The 20764-nt window shown below is 37.9% G+C and carries 17 protein-coding genes; 16 read left to right on the top strand and 1 reads right to left on the bottom strand.

Annotated elements, in window-relative coordinates:
* From Q8M41_RS15325 to Q8M41_RS15250, 16 genes are all read left to right on the top strand, one after another.
* A partial coding sequence (locus Q8M41_RS15325; RefSeq protein ID WP_305366164.1) for a SusD/RagB family nutrient-binding outer membrane lipoprotein occupies positions 1-187 on the top strand: 187 nt, incomplete at its 5' end.
* Between the two features lie 358 nt (positions 188-545).
* Entirely contained in the window at positions 546-3836 is a 3291-nt protein-coding gene (locus Q8M41_RS15320) for a VCBS repeat-containing protein (RefSeq protein ID WP_305366163.1), read from the top strand.
* 89 nt (positions 3837-3925) lie between these two features.
* Entirely contained in the window at positions 3926-5485 is a 1560-nt protein-coding gene (locus Q8M41_RS15315) for a PQQ-dependent sugar dehydrogenase (RefSeq protein ID WP_305366162.1), read from the top strand.
* Positions 5486-5548: 63 nt separating this feature from the next.
* A complete protein-coding gene (locus Q8M41_RS15310; RefSeq protein ID WP_305366161.1) occupies positions 5549-7210 on the top strand; it encodes an aminotransferase class V-fold PLP-dependent enzyme in 1662 nt (553 codons plus the stop codon).
* Positions 7211-7339: 129 nt separating this feature from the next.
* Positions 7340-8641: a vanadium-dependent haloperoxidase gene (locus Q8M41_RS15305; RefSeq protein ID WP_305366160.1), complete on the top strand. Its 1302-nt coding sequence runs from the start codon at positions 7340-7342 to the stop codon at positions 8639-8641.
* 423 nt (positions 8642-9064) lie between these two features.
* On the top strand, positions 9065-9604 hold the full coding sequence (locus Q8M41_RS15300) for a c-type cytochrome (RefSeq protein WP_305366159.1): 540 nt from the start codon (positions 9065-9067) through the stop codon (positions 9602-9604).
* Positions 9605-9806: 202 nt separating this feature from the next.
* Positions 9807-10736, top strand: coding sequence for an SMP-30/gluconolactonase/LRE family protein (locus tag Q8M41_RS15295; protein WP_305366158.1), 930 nt, complete (start codon positions 9807-9809; stop codon positions 10734-10736).
* Positions 10737-10758: 22 nt separating this feature from the next.
* Positions 10759-11226: a RidA family protein gene (locus Q8M41_RS15290; RefSeq protein WP_305366157.1), complete on the top strand. Its 468-nt coding sequence runs from the start codon at positions 10759-10761 to the stop codon at positions 11224-11226.
* A gap of 135 nt (positions 11227-11361) precedes the next feature.
* Complete coding sequence (locus Q8M41_RS15285; RefSeq protein WP_305366156.1) at positions 11362-11826, top strand: cytochrome c; 465 nt, start codon at positions 11362-11364, stop codon at positions 11824-11826.
* Positions 11827-11831: 5 nt separating this feature from the next.
* Positions 11832-13313 (top strand): sorbosone dehydrogenase family protein, encoded by a 1482-nt coding sequence (locus tag Q8M41_RS15280; RefSeq protein WP_305366155.1) that lies wholly within the window; start codon positions 11832-11834, stop codon positions 13311-13313.
* An 88-nt stretch (positions 13314-13401) separates the two neighbouring features.
* Positions 13402-14325: an RraA family protein gene (locus Q8M41_RS15275; RefSeq protein ID WP_305366154.1), complete on the top strand. Its 924-nt coding sequence runs from the start codon at positions 13402-13404 to the stop codon at positions 14323-14325.
* Between the two features lie 49 nt (positions 14326-14374).
* On the top strand, positions 14375-15676 hold the full coding sequence (locus tag Q8M41_RS15270) for a bile acid:sodium symporter family protein (RefSeq protein ID WP_305366153.1): 1302 nt from the start codon (positions 14375-14377) through the stop codon (positions 15674-15676).
* 107 nt (positions 15677-15783) lie between these two features.
* On the top strand, positions 15784-16212 hold the full coding sequence (locus Q8M41_RS15265; RefSeq protein ID WP_305366152.1) for a nuclear transport factor 2 family protein: 429 nt from the start codon (positions 15784-15786) through the stop codon (positions 16210-16212).
* Between the two features lie 287 nt (positions 16213-16499).
* The gene (locus Q8M41_RS15260) at positions 16500-17138 is read left to right on the top strand and encodes an HAD family hydrolase (protein ID WP_305366151.1); all 639 of its coding nucleotides are present in this window, start codon (positions 16500-16502) and stop codon (positions 17136-17138) included.
* An 88-nt stretch (positions 17139-17226) separates the two neighbouring features.
* Positions 17227-18381, top strand: a complete 1155-nt coding sequence (locus tag Q8M41_RS15255; RefSeq protein ID WP_305366150.1) for a dipeptidase — start codon at positions 17227-17229, stop codon at positions 18379-18381.
* Positions 18382-18448: 67 nt separating this feature from the next.
* On the top strand, positions 18449-18838 hold the full coding sequence (locus Q8M41_RS15250) for a hypothetical protein (RefSeq protein ID WP_305366149.1): 390 nt from the start codon (positions 18449-18451) through the stop codon (positions 18836-18838).
* Between the two features lie 35 nt (positions 18839-18873).
* Here Q8M41_RS15250 and yidC read toward each other — a convergent pair whose 3' ends face one another.
* Positions 18874-20748: a membrane protein insertase YidC gene (yidC, locus tag Q8M41_RS15245; protein ID WP_305366148.1), complete on the bottom strand. Its 1875-nt coding sequence runs from the start codon at positions 20746-20748 to the stop codon at positions 18874-18876.
* Between the last annotated feature and the right edge of the window lie 16 nt (positions 20749-20764).

Below are 20764 nucleotides of genomic sequence, written 5' to 3'. Positions count from 1 at the left end.
TACCGGTTTCCCTAAACTATATCCAAGAATGAATTCAGAGAGTTTATTCGTGTCTAAGGATCAGGTTATTCGTCGTACACCATTTGTGATTGGTGAGACCCAAACAAACGCACCGGGTCTTGCAACCGGAGTTGCAAAACTGGGTGGTGCTGATAATGAAGCTACCCGTTTGTGGTGGAATAAATAATCAGATTTGATTCAGTATGATTAGGTCTTCCTGTTTGCGGGAAGACCTTTTTTGTTGTTAGTATATCCAAGATTTTATTTTTGTTTTTATATCACGATTCTATCCAAGATTTTATAAAGTTTCCTTAATCAAATATTTTTTTGAATAATATAGATTGGCTGTAGATATTCTTTACAGAGCTAAATTTATTTTTTATATTTAATGCTTCACTGTTAATCATAGTAATTTTGAATATTACATTTATTCATTCTTAAAATAGCTTATTTCCTTATTCCAGAATCTTTTAATTTTAAAGAATAAAGCTGAACTGGTTAACAGAAACAATTTCAAAAATCTGTGATTGACAAAACACATTAACATGCTAAAACAAATTTTCGCTGCTGCTTTTTTAAGTCTCTTATTAAGCGCATGTACCAAAAACAACGATAAACTTTTCACCTTACTGGATGAAGATGATACCGGAATAGATTATCGTAATATGCTTCGTGAGAGTGATGATATGAATGTGATGAACTACTCGTACTTCTACAACGGCGCTGGGGTCTCTGTTGGTGATATTAATAACGATGGCCTTCAGGACTTGCTTTTTACAGGTAACATGGTAAAAAACCGACTTTATATCAATAAGGGAAATTTTGAATTTGAAAATATAACCGACAAAAGCGGTATTGCCAGTAAGCAGGGTTGGTGTACAGGTGCCACTATGGTAGATATCAATGCTGATGGACTTTTGGATATTTATATTAGCCGTTCGGCAGATATTGATCCTGAACGAAGGAAGAACTTATTATTTATTAATAATGGTGATCTGACATTTACAGAGAAAGCCGAAGAGTATGGTCTTGCAGACCATGGTTATTCAACCCAGGCTTCATTTTTTGATTATGATAAGGATGGTGATTTGGATATGTTCCTGATTAATCACTCTCTGCAACAATATACAACCGGTGTTCAGGAAAATGTGCAGTTGAGAAAAGAACAAAATCCAGATTTTGCGAATAAATTATATAGAAATGATAATGGTAAATTCAAGGATATTAGTGCTGAAGCCGGAATTACATCCAATGTTTTGACTTTTGGTTTAGGCCTTGCTGTTTCTGATATTAACAATGATAGCTGGCTGGACATTTATGTTTCCAACGATTTTAATGAACCTGATTATTTGTTTATTAATAATGGGAATGGAACTTTTACAGATAAACTAACAGAAAGTATGTCGCAGATTTCGATGTACTCTATGGGATCGGATGTCGCCGATTATAACAATGATGGCTTACCTGATTTGGTAACCCTCGACATGCTTCCTGAAAGTAATGAGACTCAAAAAATGCATTCAGGAGCTGAAAATTTCGATAAAATGCAATTTTTGTTCGACAGAGGCTTTTATTTCCAGTTTAGCCGGAACATGCTTCAGAAGAATAATGGAGATGGAACATTTTCTGAGGTCGGACAGGTTGCAGGAATATCCAATACAGACTGGAGTTGGGCCGCTTTATTTTCTGATCTGGACAAGGACGGGAAGAAGGATCTATTTGTGACCAACGGATATGTTAAGGATTATACTGATATGGACTTTCTTAAGTTCACAATGGACGAAACTATTCGTTCAAGGCAACAGGGAAATACTGTTGTTGCGAAGGATTTTATAGAGAAAATGCCGACAATAGTCCAATCTAATTATGTTTTTCAAAATGTTGGTAATGACCGTTTTGAGAAGAAAAGTACAGAGTGGGGCCTTGATCAAAAGGGCATTTCGGCAGGTGCGGTCTATGCAGATTTGGATAATGATGGGGATATGGACCTTGTTGTAAGTAATACAAATGAAGTGGCAAGTGTTTATAAAAACAATTCGGAATTGCTGAATAAGTATTCTTTTCTCAGAGTCCAGTTAAAGGGTGACAAACAAAATTCATTGGGCTTTGGTGCTAAGGTAATTCTATATGCTAAGGGTGTAAAGTACTTTCAGGAACAAATTCCTGTCAGAGGGTTTCAGTCTTCAGTGGATCCGGTATTAAATTTTGGACTCGGTGAAAATCAGGTCGTTGATTCGCTGTTTATTGTTTGGCCGAATGACAAGAGTCAGAAGATTAACAATGTAAAAGTAAATCAGACCCTTACATTAGATGTTAAAAATGCTAATCTGGATTTGAAGTTTAATCCCATTCCAGCAGGTGATAAATATTTAGTGAATTCATCTTCAGTTAATTTTACACATACAGAAAATCAGTTTAATGATTTTACTGTTCAGACCTTACTCCCGAATTATCTTTCAAGACCAGGCCCAACTATGGCTAAAGCTGATTTTAACGGTGATGGGATAGAGGATCTGTTTATAGGAGGTGCTTCAGGCCAGGCAGGAGCTTTATTTACACAAAGCAGCGCAGGTAATTTTATTAAAAAGAACAGTAGTTCACTGGATGCAGATGCTCAGTATGAAGATACAGCTTCTGAATTTTTCGATATAGATAGTGACGGTGATCTTGATCTGTATGTTGGAAGTGGTGGCTATGAATTCGGGCCTGATAGTCCCTGGCTTCAGGATCGGATTTATATAAATGATGGCAAGGGGAATTTCACAAAGAAGACTTCCGGTCTTCCAAAAATGCTAAGCAGTACAGGCACAATAAGATCCTCAGATATAGATGGAGATGGTGATTTGGATCTATTTGTTGGTAGCCGTGTTTCTCCAGGGATGTATCCAAGTACCCCTGAAAGTAAAATTCTGATCAATGATGGCAAGGGGAATTTTACGGATGGCACTGCCGCCATTGCTCCTGAAATAAAATATGCAGGCATGGTTAGTGATGCCGTTTGGATCGACGTAAATCAGGATAAGGTAAATGATCTGATCATAGTTGGTGAATGGATGCCTATCCGCATATTCCTGAATCAGAAAGGTAAATTGAAAGACAAATCTGCCGAATTTATCAAGTTTGGTTCATCAGGCTGGTGGAATACAATTTATGCAGATGACATGGATGCTGACGGTGACAAAGACCTTATCATTGGAAATTTGGGACTGAATGCACAGTTTAAGGCTAGTGAGAAGGAACCAATGAGCATTTATTATAAAGATTTCGACGAGAACGGTTCTGTAGACCCTATTTTCTGCTATTATATAGGTGGTGTTTCTTATCCAGCAGCTTCAAGGGATGATCTGATGGATCAGCTTCCAAGTCTTAAAAATAAATTTCTGGAATATCATAAATATGCCAATGCAACGATAAATGATCTGTTTACTGCTGATCAGTTAAAGGATGCCAAAATGCTGAAAGCAGAGCTTCTTGAAACTGTTTATTTAGAAAATACCGGTAAGGGCTTTAATTTAAAGCCACTTCCTGTTGAAGCGCAGTATGCACCGGTTTATGCCATTGCATCTTCTGATGTTGATAAGGATGGTAAGAAGGATTTGATATTAGCCGGAAATAATTCATGGACCAGAATAAAATTCGGACATTTCACTTCCAGTAACGGTACGCTGCTTTCAGGGAATGGTAAGGGTGAATTTAATTATATTCCGCAATGGAAAAGTGGTCTTAATATCAGGGGTAATGTGAGAAGCCTGAAAATGTTCTCTACTGGAAAAAATTCTGGAAATCAATTCATTTTTGGGATAAATAATTCCCCTGTTAAAACAGTGAAAAATTAATTTAATTATAAAGCCGTGTGAATTTTCGATTTCAGATATTATTTATATTCTGTCTCTTTTTCTTCCGGAATCAAAATCTTTAAACTGAAATGAATATTTTAACAATGAACAAAAAGGCGCTTATTATTTTATTAGGAGGAATAGGCACTTTATTTTTTATTTCTTTCAAGTCCAATTTTCCTGTTCAGGAACCCTGGAAAGCCCCGGATTCAGCAGATACGATTAAAAGCCCATTCCCATTTACTCCTCAGGTGATAAGAGAGGGTGAAAAATTGTATACTATGCTATGTGTTTCCTGTCACGGGACTACCGGACTTGGCGATGGACAACCGGGTAGGTATAAAATACCGCCTGCAAATTTCCATAGTAAACAGGTAACTGATCAAAAGGATGGTGCCCTGTTTTGGAAGCTAACTCATGGTAAGGGGAATATGCCGGCCTATGGTGTTGCTTTTAATGAAGAAAAGAGGTGGCAACTTATTGCATACATACGCCAATTCGCTAAACAGGATTTGAATGCTACTGTTTCAAAGCCGGTTTTGCCACTTAAAAACTATCGGTTTGATAAGAATTTGTCAACCCGCTATTTTCCATTACCCCTTAAAGTAAGCAATGTTTACAGTTCAGAGGAACAGCTATTTATGGTTGATACGGTAGTTAAAGACCTTGTAAGACCTTGGAGCATTGTTTTTCTGCCAGATAATTCAGTTCTGATAGCAGAGCGTAGTGGTAAATTATTGAAAGTAAAAGGCGGGAAAGTTCAGGAAAATCCGATAGGAGGAAATGTTCCAACAAGTTTGCGCGACGTTAAGTTGCATCCCAACTTCGAAAAGAACAGGGTAATTTACTTTTCATATTTTATAGAGCCCACAACACCCGGTACAGGTTATACTGCATTGATGAGAGGCAAATTGATTGGTGATAAGCTTGTGGAGGAAAAGATGATTTACAAAGCAGGACCATTTAAACGTAATGGTGACTGGTTTGGTAGTAAGATCGGATTTGACGATAAAGGATTTCTGTATTTTACTGTAGGAATACATACTGCAGATAGGATGAACTCTCAAAGCCTTTCTGCTCCTGATGGAAAGACCATGAGGCTACATGATGATGGCAGTATTCCAAAAGATAATCCATTTGTAAATACTCCGGGAGCTTTGCCTGAAATCTATTCTTACGGTCATCGCATGCATCAGGGCTTTCGCCTTGATCCTAAAACAGGCAGAATATTTTTTGTGGAATTTGGCGAACTAGCAGGGGACGAATTGAATATTTTAAAACGGGGAGCAAATTACGGATGGCCTTTAGCAACATTCAGTCTTGAATATAATGGTTCAATAATTTCTGAAAGTCCGTATCGTGAAGGAACGGAATCACCGATTCATCATTATGCTATTGCACCATCAGATCTTGATTTCGTTTATGGAACTCATTACCCAAAATGGGATGGCAATATTTTTATAGGCGGACTAGCCACTAAGAAGCTTTATCGGCTTGTGATGAAAGATGACAAATCTGTGCATGATGAGGCCATGCTGCATAATCTTGGAAGGATCAGAGATGTAAAATATGGCCCTGATCAATTCCTGTATGTCCTTACTGAAGATACCGGTATTTTAGTCAGATTAGTGCCACTGAGCAAGATCTGAGTTTATTTTTTTTTAAAGAAAATAGCCGGAATCTTATTTACCTTAACAATTCAAAATAATGATATGAAACGTAGAAATTTAATCAAGGGATTAGCTTTACTTCCACTTGCTGCAGGAGCAATTACCAGGGAATCAGTTTTAGCAGCAAGTCCGGGTTCAGGATTCAGCTCTGCTACACTAACTGAAACAGGAAGTATTACTACGGAATCTTCATTTATGGCTGAAACGAATATTTTTCGCTCTATCGGTGTTGAACCCATTATTAACTGCCGTGGTGCATATACAATTATTGGTGGATCGCTGGAACTTCCTCCCGTTAGGGAAGCAATGGAAGCTGCTTCTCAAAATTTTGTTCAATACGATGAATTGGCAGAAGGAATAGGCCAAAGGCTTGCAGATCTTACTAAGTCTGAATGGGGTATGGTTTCGGCCGGATGTGCCGCAGGTATGAAGCATGTAACTGCTGCTTGTGTTACTGGTGGTAGCCCTGAAAAGCTTATCAGAATCCCAAATCTGACTGGATTTGAGAAGAACGAAGTAATTATCCCCTTGTATTCACGTAATACCTATGATCATGCCGTTCGTAATATCGGAGTAACCATAATTCACGTAGCAACACCAGAAGAACTCGAAAGGGCAATTAATCCAAGAACAGCGATGATCTATGTGAATGCGGTTAATGGTTCTTTTACAGGACAACCTTTTTCTCTTGAAGTGATTGCAGGCATTGCAAAACCTAAGAATGTGCCGGTTTTAATTGACGCAGCAGCCGAAAATCTGACAATTCCCTCCGTACATCTTAAACGTGGTGCTGATGTAGTTGCCTATAGTGGTGGAAAAGCTATGCGGGGCCCTCAATGTGCTGGTTTACTGCTCGGAAACAAAGAGATATTAATGTCGGCATGGCAGGCAAGTTCTCCTCATCATGGTCCTGGTCGGGATAATAAAGTTGGGCGAGAAGAGATGATTGGAATGATGGCTGCAGTTGAAACCTGGATAAAACGCGATCATGATGCTGAATACAAGAGTTGGCTTAGCAGGCTTGATCTTATCGCCAAAAAGGCACTGACTATACAGGGAGTAAAAACAAATGTTACTGAACCAACTGAACTTTCTAATAAGCACCCGACTTTATGGATTAGCTGGGATCCCGCTAAACTCAATATAACCGGATATGAAGTTGCAGAAGAAATCAGTAGTACCAAACCAAGAGTTGCTATCGGTTCTCGTGAAGAAAGTGATGGAAGTACTACCATTGATATTGTTTCAAGTCATATGAAGGAAGGAGAGGACCAAATCGTCGCAAACAGAATATTTGAGATACTTTCCAGAAAACGCAGCCCTAAATCAGAGGCAATGACTGCTCCCACAGCAAATCTAAGTGGTAAATGGAATGTTAATGTAAGATATTTTAATAGTATAGTTAAGCATAACTTTACGATTCAGCAGCATGGAAACTGGATTAATGGCACTCATAAAGGTGACTTTGATATTCGGGATATAAGTGGAACAATTGAGGGTAATCAGATCAAATTGAGCAGTGTGCTAAGACTACCCGGAGATCAGATCACTTTTTACTTCTCAGGTACACTTATTGGAGACTCGCTTACAGGAGACATACATATGGGCGAATACCGAACAGCAAAATTCACCGCGAGCAAATCATTAGAAAAGCCGGTTCGTAAGAAAGTGCTGGTTCCAAAGGGTCCTCCTTTGGCAACCTGATATTATATTGTTTAATGTAGTTAGATTTTATAATTTTACTAAAAATTATAAGTAAAATAAGCTCACAGATAAATTTTCTAATAATAAATCAGAATTCTAAGAGCTTAAATAATTAAAATTCAATTAGATATGAAAAAAATATTATTTGCTGTCATTATTGGCTTTTTGTTTAGTAGTTGCGCTAAGAAAGGTGATTATGAAACCGTTTTTTCAAACCCCGAGCAATACTCCAAAACAGTAGGATTATTAACCCAGGTTATTACCCACGATATCTTTTCTCCTCCGGTTGCAAGCAGAATATATGCTTACAGTAGTATTGCAGGATATGAGGTTATTGCAAGCCAGTCAAAGGACTATAAGCCACTTAGTGGCAAACTCGAAGGACTCAAAGTTTCGGCAGCAAATAAATCTGTGAATAAGGAGTTTTCAGCAATATTAGCTTATATGTATGTTGGAAAGGAGATGACATTTTCGAAAGACTCCACTCAAAAAATAATAGACAATCATATTCAGCTTGCAAAGGATAGCGGAATGCCTGAAGAAATGATACTGAATTCTCAGGAATATGCTCTTTCGGTAAGTAAGGCAGTTTCGGATTGGGCGAAGAAAGATAATTATAAGCAGACACGTTCAGCAGTTAAATACACGGTTACAAATGAAGAAGGCAGATGGGTCCCAACCCCGCCGGCATATATGCCCGCTATTGAGCCTAGTTGGATGAAAATCCGGCCTGTTCTAATTGATTCAGCAAGTCAGTTTTTGCCTAAGCCACATTCTAAATTTAATAAAGATAAGAATAGTGATTTTTATAAACTGGCAAATGAAGTGTATGAAACTGGTAAGAATTTAAGTGATGAGCAAAAAGCAATCGCTGATTTTTGGGATTGCAACGGCTTCAAGGTAAATGTTTCAGGACACGTTATGTTTGCAACTAAGGCCATGACACCAGGCGGGCATTGGATGGGTATTACCGGAATTGTTTGCAGTACTCAGAAAGCCGACTTTGATAAAACTGTGTTTGCTTATGCAGGAGTATCTATTGCCGTAATGGATGCTTTTATCGCCTGCTGGAATACAAAATTTACCTACGATTTATTGAGACCTGAAACTTATATTAACAATTATATGGATAATGCCTGGAAGCCTTATCTTCAAACTCCACCATTCCCGGAATATACCAGTGGACACTCAATCATTTCTAGTGCATCAGCTATGGTTTTAACCAGAATATTTGGTGATAATACCCCATTTGTTGATAACACAGAAAGAGCATGGGGTTGGCCTGACAGAAAATATGAAAATGTTAAAGAAGCAGCAAATGAAGCAGCTTTAAGCCGTCTTTATGGTGGAATTCATTACCGTGAAGGAATGGAGGCAGGAATGGTTGAAGGGGAGAAAATAGGGGAGCTTGTTTTTAGTAAACTTAATTGATCTGACTATAAATCTCTAAATTTAGCAGGCCTATTCTTATCTTAACGTGAGCTCGATACAATTGAAGGGTAAATCAGGTTTAAATTCACTGTCTGATGTGTTTAAACCCAATTGTAGCGTATACCGGCCTGTGATTAAGGCCTGTGAAGTATGAGCGGAAAGCGGGACTTCTGAAAAAAAATGCACAACAGTAGGTTTCCAAAGAATTAAAACCCTAATAGCACTGAAGAAAAGCATCTTAAACTTTAATATTATATATAATAACATATCGAACTCACGTTATTTTAAATAACAGATAATGCTTTTAATACCCATATTCAGTGCCTGTGTCACGATTTTGAGTTTTTATTTTAAATCCGGGATTTTTTAAATAGAATTGTGTCATACAATGTCGTATACTAAAGAATTAAGAGTACCAAAGAAATGAAAAGAATTTTAGTTTTGGGTGTTTGTGCCCTTTTTATTGCCTGCAGTAGTTCTTCTGAAAAATCAAGTGATGCCGATACAAGTGCCTCAGTAGAAATGGATACAGCCACTGTGGCTTCCCCATCGATTGATACTACGAATGTGGCTCCTGCAGTTCCCGTAACTGCTGTTCAAACTGCTGAAAGTAAAGTTACTGAGGTAAAAGCAAAGGAAACACCTGCTGTAAAAGAAGTTAAGTCTGCAGAACCTGTTAAACCAGTTGTGGTTGCTCAAGCTGTGGATACTAAAAAAGGAGAGACTCTGATTTCAAAATCAGATTGTTTTGCCTGCCACAAGGTTAATGAAAAGCTATTGGGACCAAGCTATAAAGATGTCGCCAATAAGTATTCAGATACTAAGACTAACATAGATTACCTTGTTAAAAAGATTAAAGCTGGAGGAAGTGGCGTTTGGGGAGCCATTCCTATGTCACCGCACCCAGCATTATCTGATGAAGATGCTGAAGCAATGGTTCACTATATTCTGAGCGTAAAATAGTAAATTTATAAAGGTTCTGGGAATTTCTACTTTCTCAGAACCTATTCCTGTAAGCCAAAAGAACTATTGCACACTGTAACATTTTCCTGTGTTATTGTACTCCTGTTAAGATAAGTTTAAATTGCATTATTAATTTAATCGTTTCATAGGGGAAAGCCTATGAATTTTACTCATATTATTAATCCAATGTTAATTTAAATTTATGAATAAGATTGAAAATACTTCAGCAATGAAACCATTGAGCCTTACTTTTCTGTTAGTCGGTGCTGTGTTGTTTACTAATGCACAGGATGCTAAAACCCCTTTGTTTAAATCTTCAGCTTTAACAGCTTTAAATGGTTTTACCAGAGGGATTGAAGGTCCTGCTGTGGATAAAGCAGGTATTTTATATGTGGTGAATTTCGCTAAGCAAGGCACTATCGGACAAGTTAATCCTGATGGATCTGCCAGCCTCTTTGTTGACTTGCCTGAGGGTAGTATAGGTAACGGAATTCGCTTTGACAGTAAAGGTAATATGCTTATTGCAGATTATACAAAACACAATATACTGAAAGTTAATATGTTAACTAAGGATATTACAGTGTTTGCACATAATGCTACTATGAGTCAGCCGAACGATATTGCCATTGACAATAAAGACAGACTTTATGCAAGTGATCCGAACTGGGGAGCCAGTACAGGCCGAATCTGGCGGATTGATACCAATGGAAAAACTACAAAACTGGATAGCATGGGAACTGCAAATGGTATTGAAGTGAGCCCAGATAATAAGTTATTATATGTCAATGAATCAGTACAGCGCAAAGTATGGGTCTATGATCTTTCCGCAAAGGGTGAAGTAAGCAATAAGCGACTATTTCACGAATTTCCTGATTTCGGTATGGATGGGATGCGCTGCGATATCGATGGGAATTTATACGTAACCCGGCATGGAAAGGGCACTATTGCAAAATTATCGCCTTCCGGAAAGTTATTGACCGAAATTACTCTGCTGGGAAAACTACCTAGTAATATAGCATTTGGTGGTAAAGACGGACGTACTGCGTATGTTACTTTGCAGGATAAGGGCAATGTTGAAAGCTTCAGGGTTGATAAACCGGGTCGCGAATGGCTAATGTCAAAAAAGAAATAATTATCAATTCAAATAAATAAAGATGAAAACAGAAAGAAGATCAGTATTAAAGAAATTATTTGCTTCAGTAGTAGGAGTAACCGGATTAGGTGTAGTGGCTAATGCTAAAGGAATTGAATCATCACCTGAAAAAGTAGTTGGCAATGTAACATCCGTCCAAAATATTCCTATGTTTTCCGGACATGTTATTCATAATGGTTTAGTTTATATCGCAGGAAAAGGTGCCCATACTGCGCCTTTCGAAATCAAGGCACATACCGAGATTGTTCTTAAAGAACTTGAAAAGGAGTTAATCAAAGCTGGTTCTTCAATGGAAAAGGTATTGAAAGTAACGGTATATCTGAATGATATTGCTGATTACAAAGGTATGAATGAAGTTTACAAGGGCCGTTTTGGAAGTAAGCCTCCGGTACGTTCAACTCTTGCAGTCGCTAAAGGCGGTGTACCTGGCGACTCATTGGTGGAAATGGATGCAATCGCTTATCTTTAATCATTCAAGGTAATTAGTAGGAGCAATCCTGCAATTATTTGTTTCAAAATTATTACAGCCAATTTCAATTTTTAGGAATTTGTATTGGCTGTAATATTGTTGCTAAATGCTTGTTGGATAATAAATTTTAACTCTATGAAAAAATATAATTTTTATACTCTTTTATTATTCTGTGCTGTTGGTGTTATAATACTATCTTCTTCAATTAATTATCAGTCTTTAACATATAAAAAAGCTGATTCAAAGTTTTTGCAGGATACAATAAAGCAGGTAGCATGGTTAGCCCCGGCATCAGCCGATTCTCTTAAAAATCCATTAACAATATCCCAGGAATCCATTTCAAAGGGAGAAGAGCTATACAATATGTACTGTTTTTCATGTCATGGAGATACAGGTTATGGAGATGGCCCGGCGGGTGGATCAATGGGCATCAGACCTGCAAACTTTCATGATCAGAAAGTGATTAAGCAAAAGGATGGGACATTATTCTGGAAATTAACCAACGGAAAAGGTAATATGCCTCCTTTTAAAGAAGCTTTAACTGAAGAGCAGCGCTGGCAATTAATTGTCTTTCTCAGGGAATTAGGCAAAACAGAATAATAAAAATGCAAATCAAGCAAGGCATATATGTAATTGGGCTTCTTAGTTTTTTGATAGCTCCTCTTGTTTCCAATGCTCAGAATGATTCTAAAGCAAACGAGAAAAAGACTTCTGCCTCAAGATTAAGTCCGATACTCCAGTCAACTCCTGTCCCTTTAAGATCGGATATTATAATCGAGAAGTTTGCCGATATACAGCCCAATGCCGTACGTTTATTGCTTCATCCTGTTTCAGGTGATTTTTACTATACGACTTTTGAAGGTGGTGTTTTTCATATCAGCAATAAGAATGGTTCTGTCATTTCAGAACAAATTCTTACAGTAAAGGATCACGGAATAAACAAATTGCAGGGGGCTGTTTTTGCAGGTTCTGAACTATTCTTATGCGGTAATACTACCGAAAATAGTAATAGAGGCACAAGAGGAAGACTGGTACGCCTTTCAGTTGTACCCAACAGTATTCCAAAAATGACTGTAGTTTTCAATACTGAAGTATATGGATTGAATGCAACAACATGGGATCATGGTTGGAACGCACTAGTTCTAAGCCCTGATGAACAATTTATTTTTATTACTTCGGGTTCCAGAACCGGACATGGTGAAATTCAGGATGACAAAGGTGTTTATCCCAATGCACGTGACAATGCTCTAACCACCAAAATTTTTCGAATCCCTGTCAAAGCAGAGAATCTACTCTTACCAAATGACATAAATAAATTAAAAGCAGAGGCTTATTTGTATGCTGAAGGAATTCGTAATGCCTATGATATGGCTTTTGATCCTGATGGCAATTTATTTGCGGTTGTTAACTCTTCAGACTATGATCATGCGGAAGATATGTTTTGGGTAAGACAAGGGCGGCATTATGGATTTCCATGGATTATGGGAGGTATTGAAAATCCGCAACAATATGCTGATTTTATGCCTGATCCGAAAAAAGACCCGTTTCTGCCGGCTACATCACATGGTATGCTGATGAAGTATTTTCGAAATGATCCGGATTTTCCAAAAATCCCGGAAGGAGTAAAATTTAGTCCGGGAGTTCAAAACATGGGGCCGGATGCCAATGAATACAGGGGGCATTCAGGTAAAATACTCGACGGGGATAATACCGGAGTAAGTATCAGTACGTTTACTGCTCACAGTTCTCCATTAGGTCTTGTTTTTGACACCAAAGGAGTACTTTCTAATGAATTTAGGGGTGATGGCTTCGTGCTCAGAAACACGCTTGGAGCAAAATCGAGTCTGATGAAACCATTCACAGATCAGGGCAGAGATTTGCTTCATCTTGACATGTCTTATGATAAGGGAAGTGATAATTATTTTGTAAAAACAACCCGGATTGTCGATTCATTCAATAATCCAACAGATGCTGTTTTGCTTGGCAATTCATTATATATCATTGAATATGATGCCAAAGTAGGAAGTATCTGGAAGGTCACCATACCTGCATCAAAAAAAGCCAAAAGTGTAAGAAAGAAAAGATGATTGGAGCTAATTTCTTTCCAAATCAAAGAAAAGTGCTGATCTGATTATTATTTAAATAATTTTTGTTTATTTATATCAAATTAAAATCATGAGAGTTAAATTATTGTTATCATTTCTATTTGCTTGTGTTTCTTCTCAAGCCTGGTTATCTGCACAAACAATTCCAAAAGAGGAACTTACATTTTTAACTTCCGAATGGAAAGGCGAACGTTTTCCTGACGGCCGTCCAAAAATTGCAGATAATCTTTTGGAAAGAGCAAAGAAAATTGGTCTTGACGATGCCTGGCAGGTATTAAAAGTATCTGGTTATCTCAATCAGTTTGAACATGGATGGAAAACCCTGAACGATGAAATTATGACCGGAAGGGCAGTAACTGCTATGTATATGCCAAATCGCCCCGACCTGGAAAAAAACATTAAAGAAAGAGGTGTAAAACAGGGGCGTGTTGGTAATACAAATACCTGGCCGATTGCAGTATTAAAAAAGGGAGATATTTATGTTGCTGATGCTTTTGGAAAAATCAATGGAGGTACACTTATTGGAAGTACTCTTGGAACATCAATTTTTGCAAATTCAGGTAATGGAGTAATACTCAACGGTGCAGCCAGAGATGTGCCAGGATTGGAAGAGATCAAGGGATTCAATGCCTTTGTGAGGGACTTTCATCCTAGTTTTATGGAGGAGATGCTGTTAATGGGCTTAAATACACCTATTCGTATTGGTGGAGCAATTGTAATGCCTGGTGATTTAGTAATTGCTGCTAAAATTGGAGTTTTGTTTGTTCCGGCACATTTAGCGGAGCAAGTGGTATCGACTGCTGAATTTGTAGTTAGAAGAGATAAATATGCTTTTGAAGTTATAAAATCGGGAAAGTATACAGGTGGTCAGTTGGATAATGCCTGGACTGAAGAAATGAAACTGGATTTCCTGAAATGGATGGAAAGACATCCGGAAGAAGGAAAAATGACTAAAGCAGAGCTTGATGTAATCATGAGCAAGAGAACCTGGTAATTAAAATAAATTACACTGATCCCTATTATTTAACTTAATTTTGAAAACTTTGAAACAGTCTAACATTTATTCTTTGGCAATGGGCATAGCTGGTTTAAGCCTGATCGCTGCATTGGTTATGTATTTCCAGGGCAATTTAGCTTCTACCGGTCCTGCACTTATGCTCTTTTTTATCGCTTTGGCCATTGGTGTCAGAGGTACTAAAACCTTTAAAGCATTTTCATACACGATCTGGATTTTTGCAGCTGTAACTGCTTCTATGTTCTATCCACAGTATTTTACTTCAATCGGTGATTTTCAGCTTAAGTTGATGATTGTTCCTCTATTGCAGGTAATCATGTTTGGTATGGGATCTCAAATGAGTTTTGAAGATTTTACAGGCGTTATTAAGATGCCAAAAGGTGTAGTTATTGGGGTTGGAGCACATTATATCATTATGCCATTAGTTGCTTTTGGAATTGCTCATATTTTTGATTTTCCACCTGAAATTGCTGCAGGTATCATTTTGATTGGTACAGTTCCAAGTGGTCTGGCTTCTAATGTAATGTCATATCTTGCGCATGCAAATCTTCCGCTAGCAGTAACAATCGGAGCGATTTCAACAATTATCTCTCCATTTGTAACACCATTGCTGATGCAGTGGTTGGGAGGTCAGTATATTCAGGTTGATTTCTGGCACATGATGCTGGATATTTTGAATATGATCATTATGCCAATTGTTGCCGGATTTATGTTTAACCTGTTCTCAAAGAACGAAGCAAGTCAGAAATCAAAAATTTATCAGTTGATCGGATACTTTGTAGTTGTTGTATTAACAAACCTTGTTTACATGAAGTCAAGTGGCTCTGGTTTTGAAGGATTCCTTACTGCAATGGGTAAATCTTTATTCTGGTTCTATATCTTACCAATGGTAGTTGCTATTGTTCTTCGTAAAACAAGAAAAGGAGACGATAAGTGGATGGGTAGCGCACTTTCTATGGTCTCAATGGTTGGGATTGCTATAATCATTGCTATTATCACCGCAGCAGGTCGTGATAGTTTACTACAGGTTGGTCTTTTACTGATCATAACAAGTCTTCTGCATAATTTAGCCGGATACTCTCTTGGTTACGGGGTTTCATGGGCTGCAGGAATGCCTGAAAAGGATCGTCGTACGGTTGCTTTTGAGGTTGGTATGCAAAATGGTGGTTTGGCATCAGGCCTTGCCCTTCAAATGGGTAAAATTGCAACAGTAGGCTTAGCTCCTGCGATTTTTGGACCACTGATGAATGTCACTGGTTCGGCTCTTGCCAGCTGGTGGAGAAGCAGACCTCCTGCAGAGGATGGTGAAGAAATTGTTGATAAAAAGTAAATAATACGAGGGTTTGATTTCAAACTATAATTGCCCTTTTGATTTTTAATAATAAACAGAAAATCTGCAAAGGTTCTTAATTAGCTGGTAGTAAAATGAATTCAATTATGAAAAATATGAAATACCTGTTTGTGCTTTTTATGTTAACAGCCTTTGTGGCTAATGCCCAATCGAAGGATGAAAAGGCTGTAGCTGCAGCTGTAGAAACTTTACATAAAGGTATTGTAGATCCTGAGAAGAGTCTCCTGGATGGTATTGTTTCTGAAGGATTATCCTATGGACATTCGGGGGGTAAAGTACAGAATAAGGCTGAATTTATCGATGACCAGTTTAACGGCGCATTTAATTTCTCTTCTATTACTCCAGCGGATCAGATAATCACTGTTTCCGGAAAAAATGCAATTGTACGTCATGTTTTTATAGCCAAAGCTACTAATGCCGGTGTTCCAACTGATATCAGAATTGGTAATCTCATGGTGTGGAGAAAAGAAGGCGGAAGCTGGAGATTGCTGGCAAGACAGGCATTCAGATTATAATCATACCGGGATCATTATCCCATAATTCTATAAAGTGCGCTTCATACCATAGCGCACTTTTTTATTTAACATGAACTCGACATAATATTTAAAAACCGCATAGAAACATAGCATTTTGTAGCTGCCAGCCTTTATTTTAGACACAGATAGCCTGAAGTTTCGCTTCAATCTATGTGATTTACAATCTATGTTTCCTTTAAAGCATAATATAAGTCAATCTATGTGGTTAGATATTTATATATTCTCAAGTTATTTAGTATTAAAATATAAACATACTAATTATCAAAATGTTAAAACCTGATAGCTTAATCTTTGATTTGGACGGCACCTTGTGGGATGCCCTTGATACTTACCTTGAATCATGGAATGAGGGCGCCAAAATTGAGAACCTGAACCGTGTGTTTACACGGGGTGACCTACATTATGTAATGGGTTGGGAACGATCTAAAGTGTTGAGCCATTTTTTCCCTGAGATGGATGAGGAAGGCCGGGAACGGGTGTATAAGACAATAAATGAATGCAGACTAAGACTGATGCCTGAACGGGGAGGTGTGATGTATGATGGGGTACGGGAAGGACTCATTAAGCTCAGCGAAAAGTATAAATTATTCATTGTGAGCAATTGCCCTGAAAACCTGATTGTTGAATTTTTGAAGTGGGCTGATCTGGAAGAATACGTAACAGATGAAATGGCCCATGGTGTAAATTCTATGCCCAAACATTACAATATAAAACTCCTTGTTGATAAGCATTACTTAAAAAAACCGGTTTATATCGGGGATACACTGGGTGATGAATTAGAAACAAGAAAGGCCGGACTTCCATTTGTGTTACTCACTTATGGTTTTGGCACTACTGAGGATTTTGACCTTAAATTTGATGATTTTATCGCATTTACAGACTATTTCATGAATTTGGAAGATTGAAAAGCAGTATTTTAATTTTTACCTTTCTGAAATGATCATTTTTTTAGTCGAAATCTAGTTTAAACAGTAGTATAAAAATCCAAAAGCTATGAAAAAGACATTCAAAATCATTTTGTTAGTACTTGTTTTGCTTGCCCTTGTGTTTTTTCTGTTTGTTCCTCAATATATTGACCGTTCAAAAAATAAATCCACTTTAAAAGGGCCATTTGAAAAGGTTTCCTGGTATGATTCCATTCCATTTATACCTGATTTGCATTGCGACGCATTGTTGTGGGATCGCGACTTAGTCAAGGAGCATACTTATGGACATGTTGATCTTCCGCGTATGCAAAAGGGCAATATGGCTTTCCAGGTCTTTACAATTGTGAGTAAGGTTCCCTCTGGTATAAATATTGAACAAAATGATGATCGTTCAGATCAGATCGGCTTGCTTAGTTTTGCCCAATTGCAGCCTCCAGCCAACTGGTTTAGTGTTAAGAAAAGGGCACTTTATCAGGCAAATGCATTACATGATTTTGCTGAAAGGTCTGGAGGAAAGTTCAGAGTGATAAAGAGCAAAGCAGATCTGAAATTATTTCTTTTTGACAGAGCAGTTGACCGGACTCTAAGTTCAGGAATGCTTGGTCTTGAAGGAGCACATTGCCTTGAAAATGATCTTTCTAATCTGGATGAATTTTATAAAGCCGGAATCCGTTATATCGGACTCACGCATTTTTTTGACAATGAATGGGCAGGTTCAGCCCATGGGATGAAGAAAGGCGGATTGACTCCGAAAGGACATTCTTTGCTCAGGAGAATGGAAGAGTTGGGTATTGCCGTTGATCTTGCCCATTCCTCACAAAATACAATTGAAGATGTATTTAAATATTTTAGGGGAGCGATATTAGTCTCACATACAGGTGTCAAAGGGGTTTGTGATAATCAGCGCAATTTATCGGATGAACAATTGATAAAAATAGGAGAGCGAAATGGTCTGGTTGGTGTTGGTCTCTGGGAAACAGCCGTTTGTGGTACTGATGCTGCTTCAACTGCAAAAACGATCAAATATGTCGCTGATAAGATCGGTGTTGAGAAGGTGGCATTAGGTTCAGATTGGGATGGAGCTTATGAGATGCATTTTGACGTTACAGGTACCCCATTGATTGTTACAGAGCTTCTTAAACTTGGTTTTTCGAGGGATGATGTTGAAAAAATAATGGGTGGGAATATCAGGGATTTCTTTTTGAAGAATTTACCGGAATAGTATTCGATTTAGATTCTAATTTAATTTGAGCTTTAAAGTATTGGATAATGTTTTCAAATTCCCATTTATGAAATACTATGTTATTATTGCCTTTTTATTGCTCTTTTTCTCTTCCTGCAACAACTCAATTGAGCAAAAGGATCTTTATGGAAAATGGAACTATGTAAAGGTAGTGAATGCGGATCCGGAGGATATTACGAGCGATGAGGAGCTTAAACAGGCTTCGCCGGCAATAATTTTTACCGAAATCAATGATCTTATCATTGAATGGGGTGGCAAACAACTGTCAAAAGGTAAATACAAACTGGATAGCAAAATGATCAGGTATACTGAATCTTTAGAAGGAGGTAGAACGAGAGAATTTCCATTTTTGATCCGTAAACTAAGTGATAATGAACTGGTGTTTCAGACTATGGAAAAGAATTATACTTTGGTTACAGCAATAAGGAAACGCTGACAGGGTTCAAAACCCTGTCAGCGTTAACCTACTTATTATTTTGATTTCTTTTTAGATCCTTTATCCTCAATAGCACCCTTAGTTTTAGCAGTTTGCTGTTGCCTCATATAATCTTCCATTCTTTTCTGGAATCCTGAGGTTTTCTTTTCTGAAGCAGGTTTCTTTTTATTTTCCTGGATCTGGGCATGTATCTTATTATCATCAACAAACATTCTGATAATGTATTGTTGAGCAAACGTCATCAGGTTGGCAAGGAAATAGTAATAGTTCAAACCGGAAGGGAAGCTGTTAAGTACCCCAAAGAAAATGATCGGTGTGATATAGCCAATGTATTTCATTTGACCCGTAGCGCCCGAAACCTGGTTATTGAAATAGGTATAGATCAATGTAGAAATAGTCATCAAAATACACATCAAACTGATATGGTCTCCAAGAAACGGCACTTCAAATCCCAATTTAAAGAAGGCATCATAAGTTGAAAGATCTTCCATCCATAGGAAGCTTTGCTGACGCAATTCAAATAAGTTCGGGAAGAAGAAGAAGAATGCCATGATGATTGGAAGCTGCAATAGCATCGGCAGACAACCACCCAGTGGGTTTACACCCGCTTTTTTGTATAGCTTCAAATATTCCTGTTGTAAAAGTGTAGGGTTATCCTCGCCAACTTTGCCTTTGATCTCGTCCATCTCTGGCTTAAGAATACGCATCTTCGCCATTGACAGGTAAGACTTGTAGGTAAGCGGCAACAAAACCATTTTAAGAAGAATGGTCAGAACAAGAATAATAAGTCCGTAGCCCCATCCAAACCCCTCAAGGAAATTAAACACAGGTAATACTACCCATCTGTTAATATACTTTAATGGCCAGTAACCAAGATCTATTTGTTTTTCGATTTCAAAGCCCTGTTTTTCAAGAATATTTAACTGATTTGGGCCAAAATAGAATTCCATTGGAAAGGAGTTGATTGCCTGTCTCTGGAAAGGTATTTGCATTTTAGCTGCAAAGCTTTTTACAGTTCCTGTATCCGGACTTGTATTAACGGTTAATTCGCCACTATCAAAGCTGTTTTTTGCGATCAGTACGTTGGAGAAGAAATGTTGCTTGAAGGAGAACCATTTGATTTTACCTTCTTTTATTTCCTTGGTCTCTGATTCTGAAAGACTTAAATGGTCAATGCTTTCATCGCCTTGTTTATAATAGGCACTCGAATATTTTTGTTCGCCAGGCAGATCCTTTTCCTTCTGTTTGAGGACGGATTCCCAGTTCAGGGTAATATGCTGCTGAGCAGGTGCTACCACATCCTGCATACCTGTTGTTGCAATCGTCAGTCCTACGTTGTAACTCTCGCCTTTCAGGCTATAGATATAGTCGATGTATTTTCCTTCAGAATGAGTTAACCTCATCGTCAATGAAGAGGAATCAGATTTTGTAACGCTTAATGATTTGCCGGATGGTACGAAATAAAGCTCATTTGTGTTGATATTCTGCCCAGCAGAGCCAAAGATCAAACCGAATTTATTTCCTTCACCTTCGAACATAATCAAAGGCTCCTGAGTATAGGTTTTAAAGTTCTTTAGCTGAACGGAGGCAATTCTTCCACCCCTCGGACTGATTCTAACCTTAAGGAATTCATTTTCAAGGATAACAGGTTCATTACTTCCTGACTGTGCCGCTCCGAATGGACCGGATTTTATTAGGGCTGAATCAATAGCAGGTGGTACAACAGCTTTGGCCGTATCGGGTAAAGCGACTGATGGCGTCGCTTCATTTTTTGTTACCCTTGCTATTGAATCCTGAGTTTGTTTAGCTTTTTCTCTTTTGATATCTTCATCAGAGGGTTGCATCAGATAAGTTGACCCAACTAATATGATTAATATCAAAAAGAGTCCTGTGAAAGTATTTCTATCCATTATTTTTTAGGCTTTA

It is taken from the genome of Daejeonella sp., assembly GCF_030684675.1.
Lineage (GTDB): Bacteria > Bacteroidota > Bacteroidia > Sphingobacteriales > Sphingobacteriaceae > Daejeonella.
This window is presented reverse-complemented; position numbering and strand designations above follow the sequence as displayed.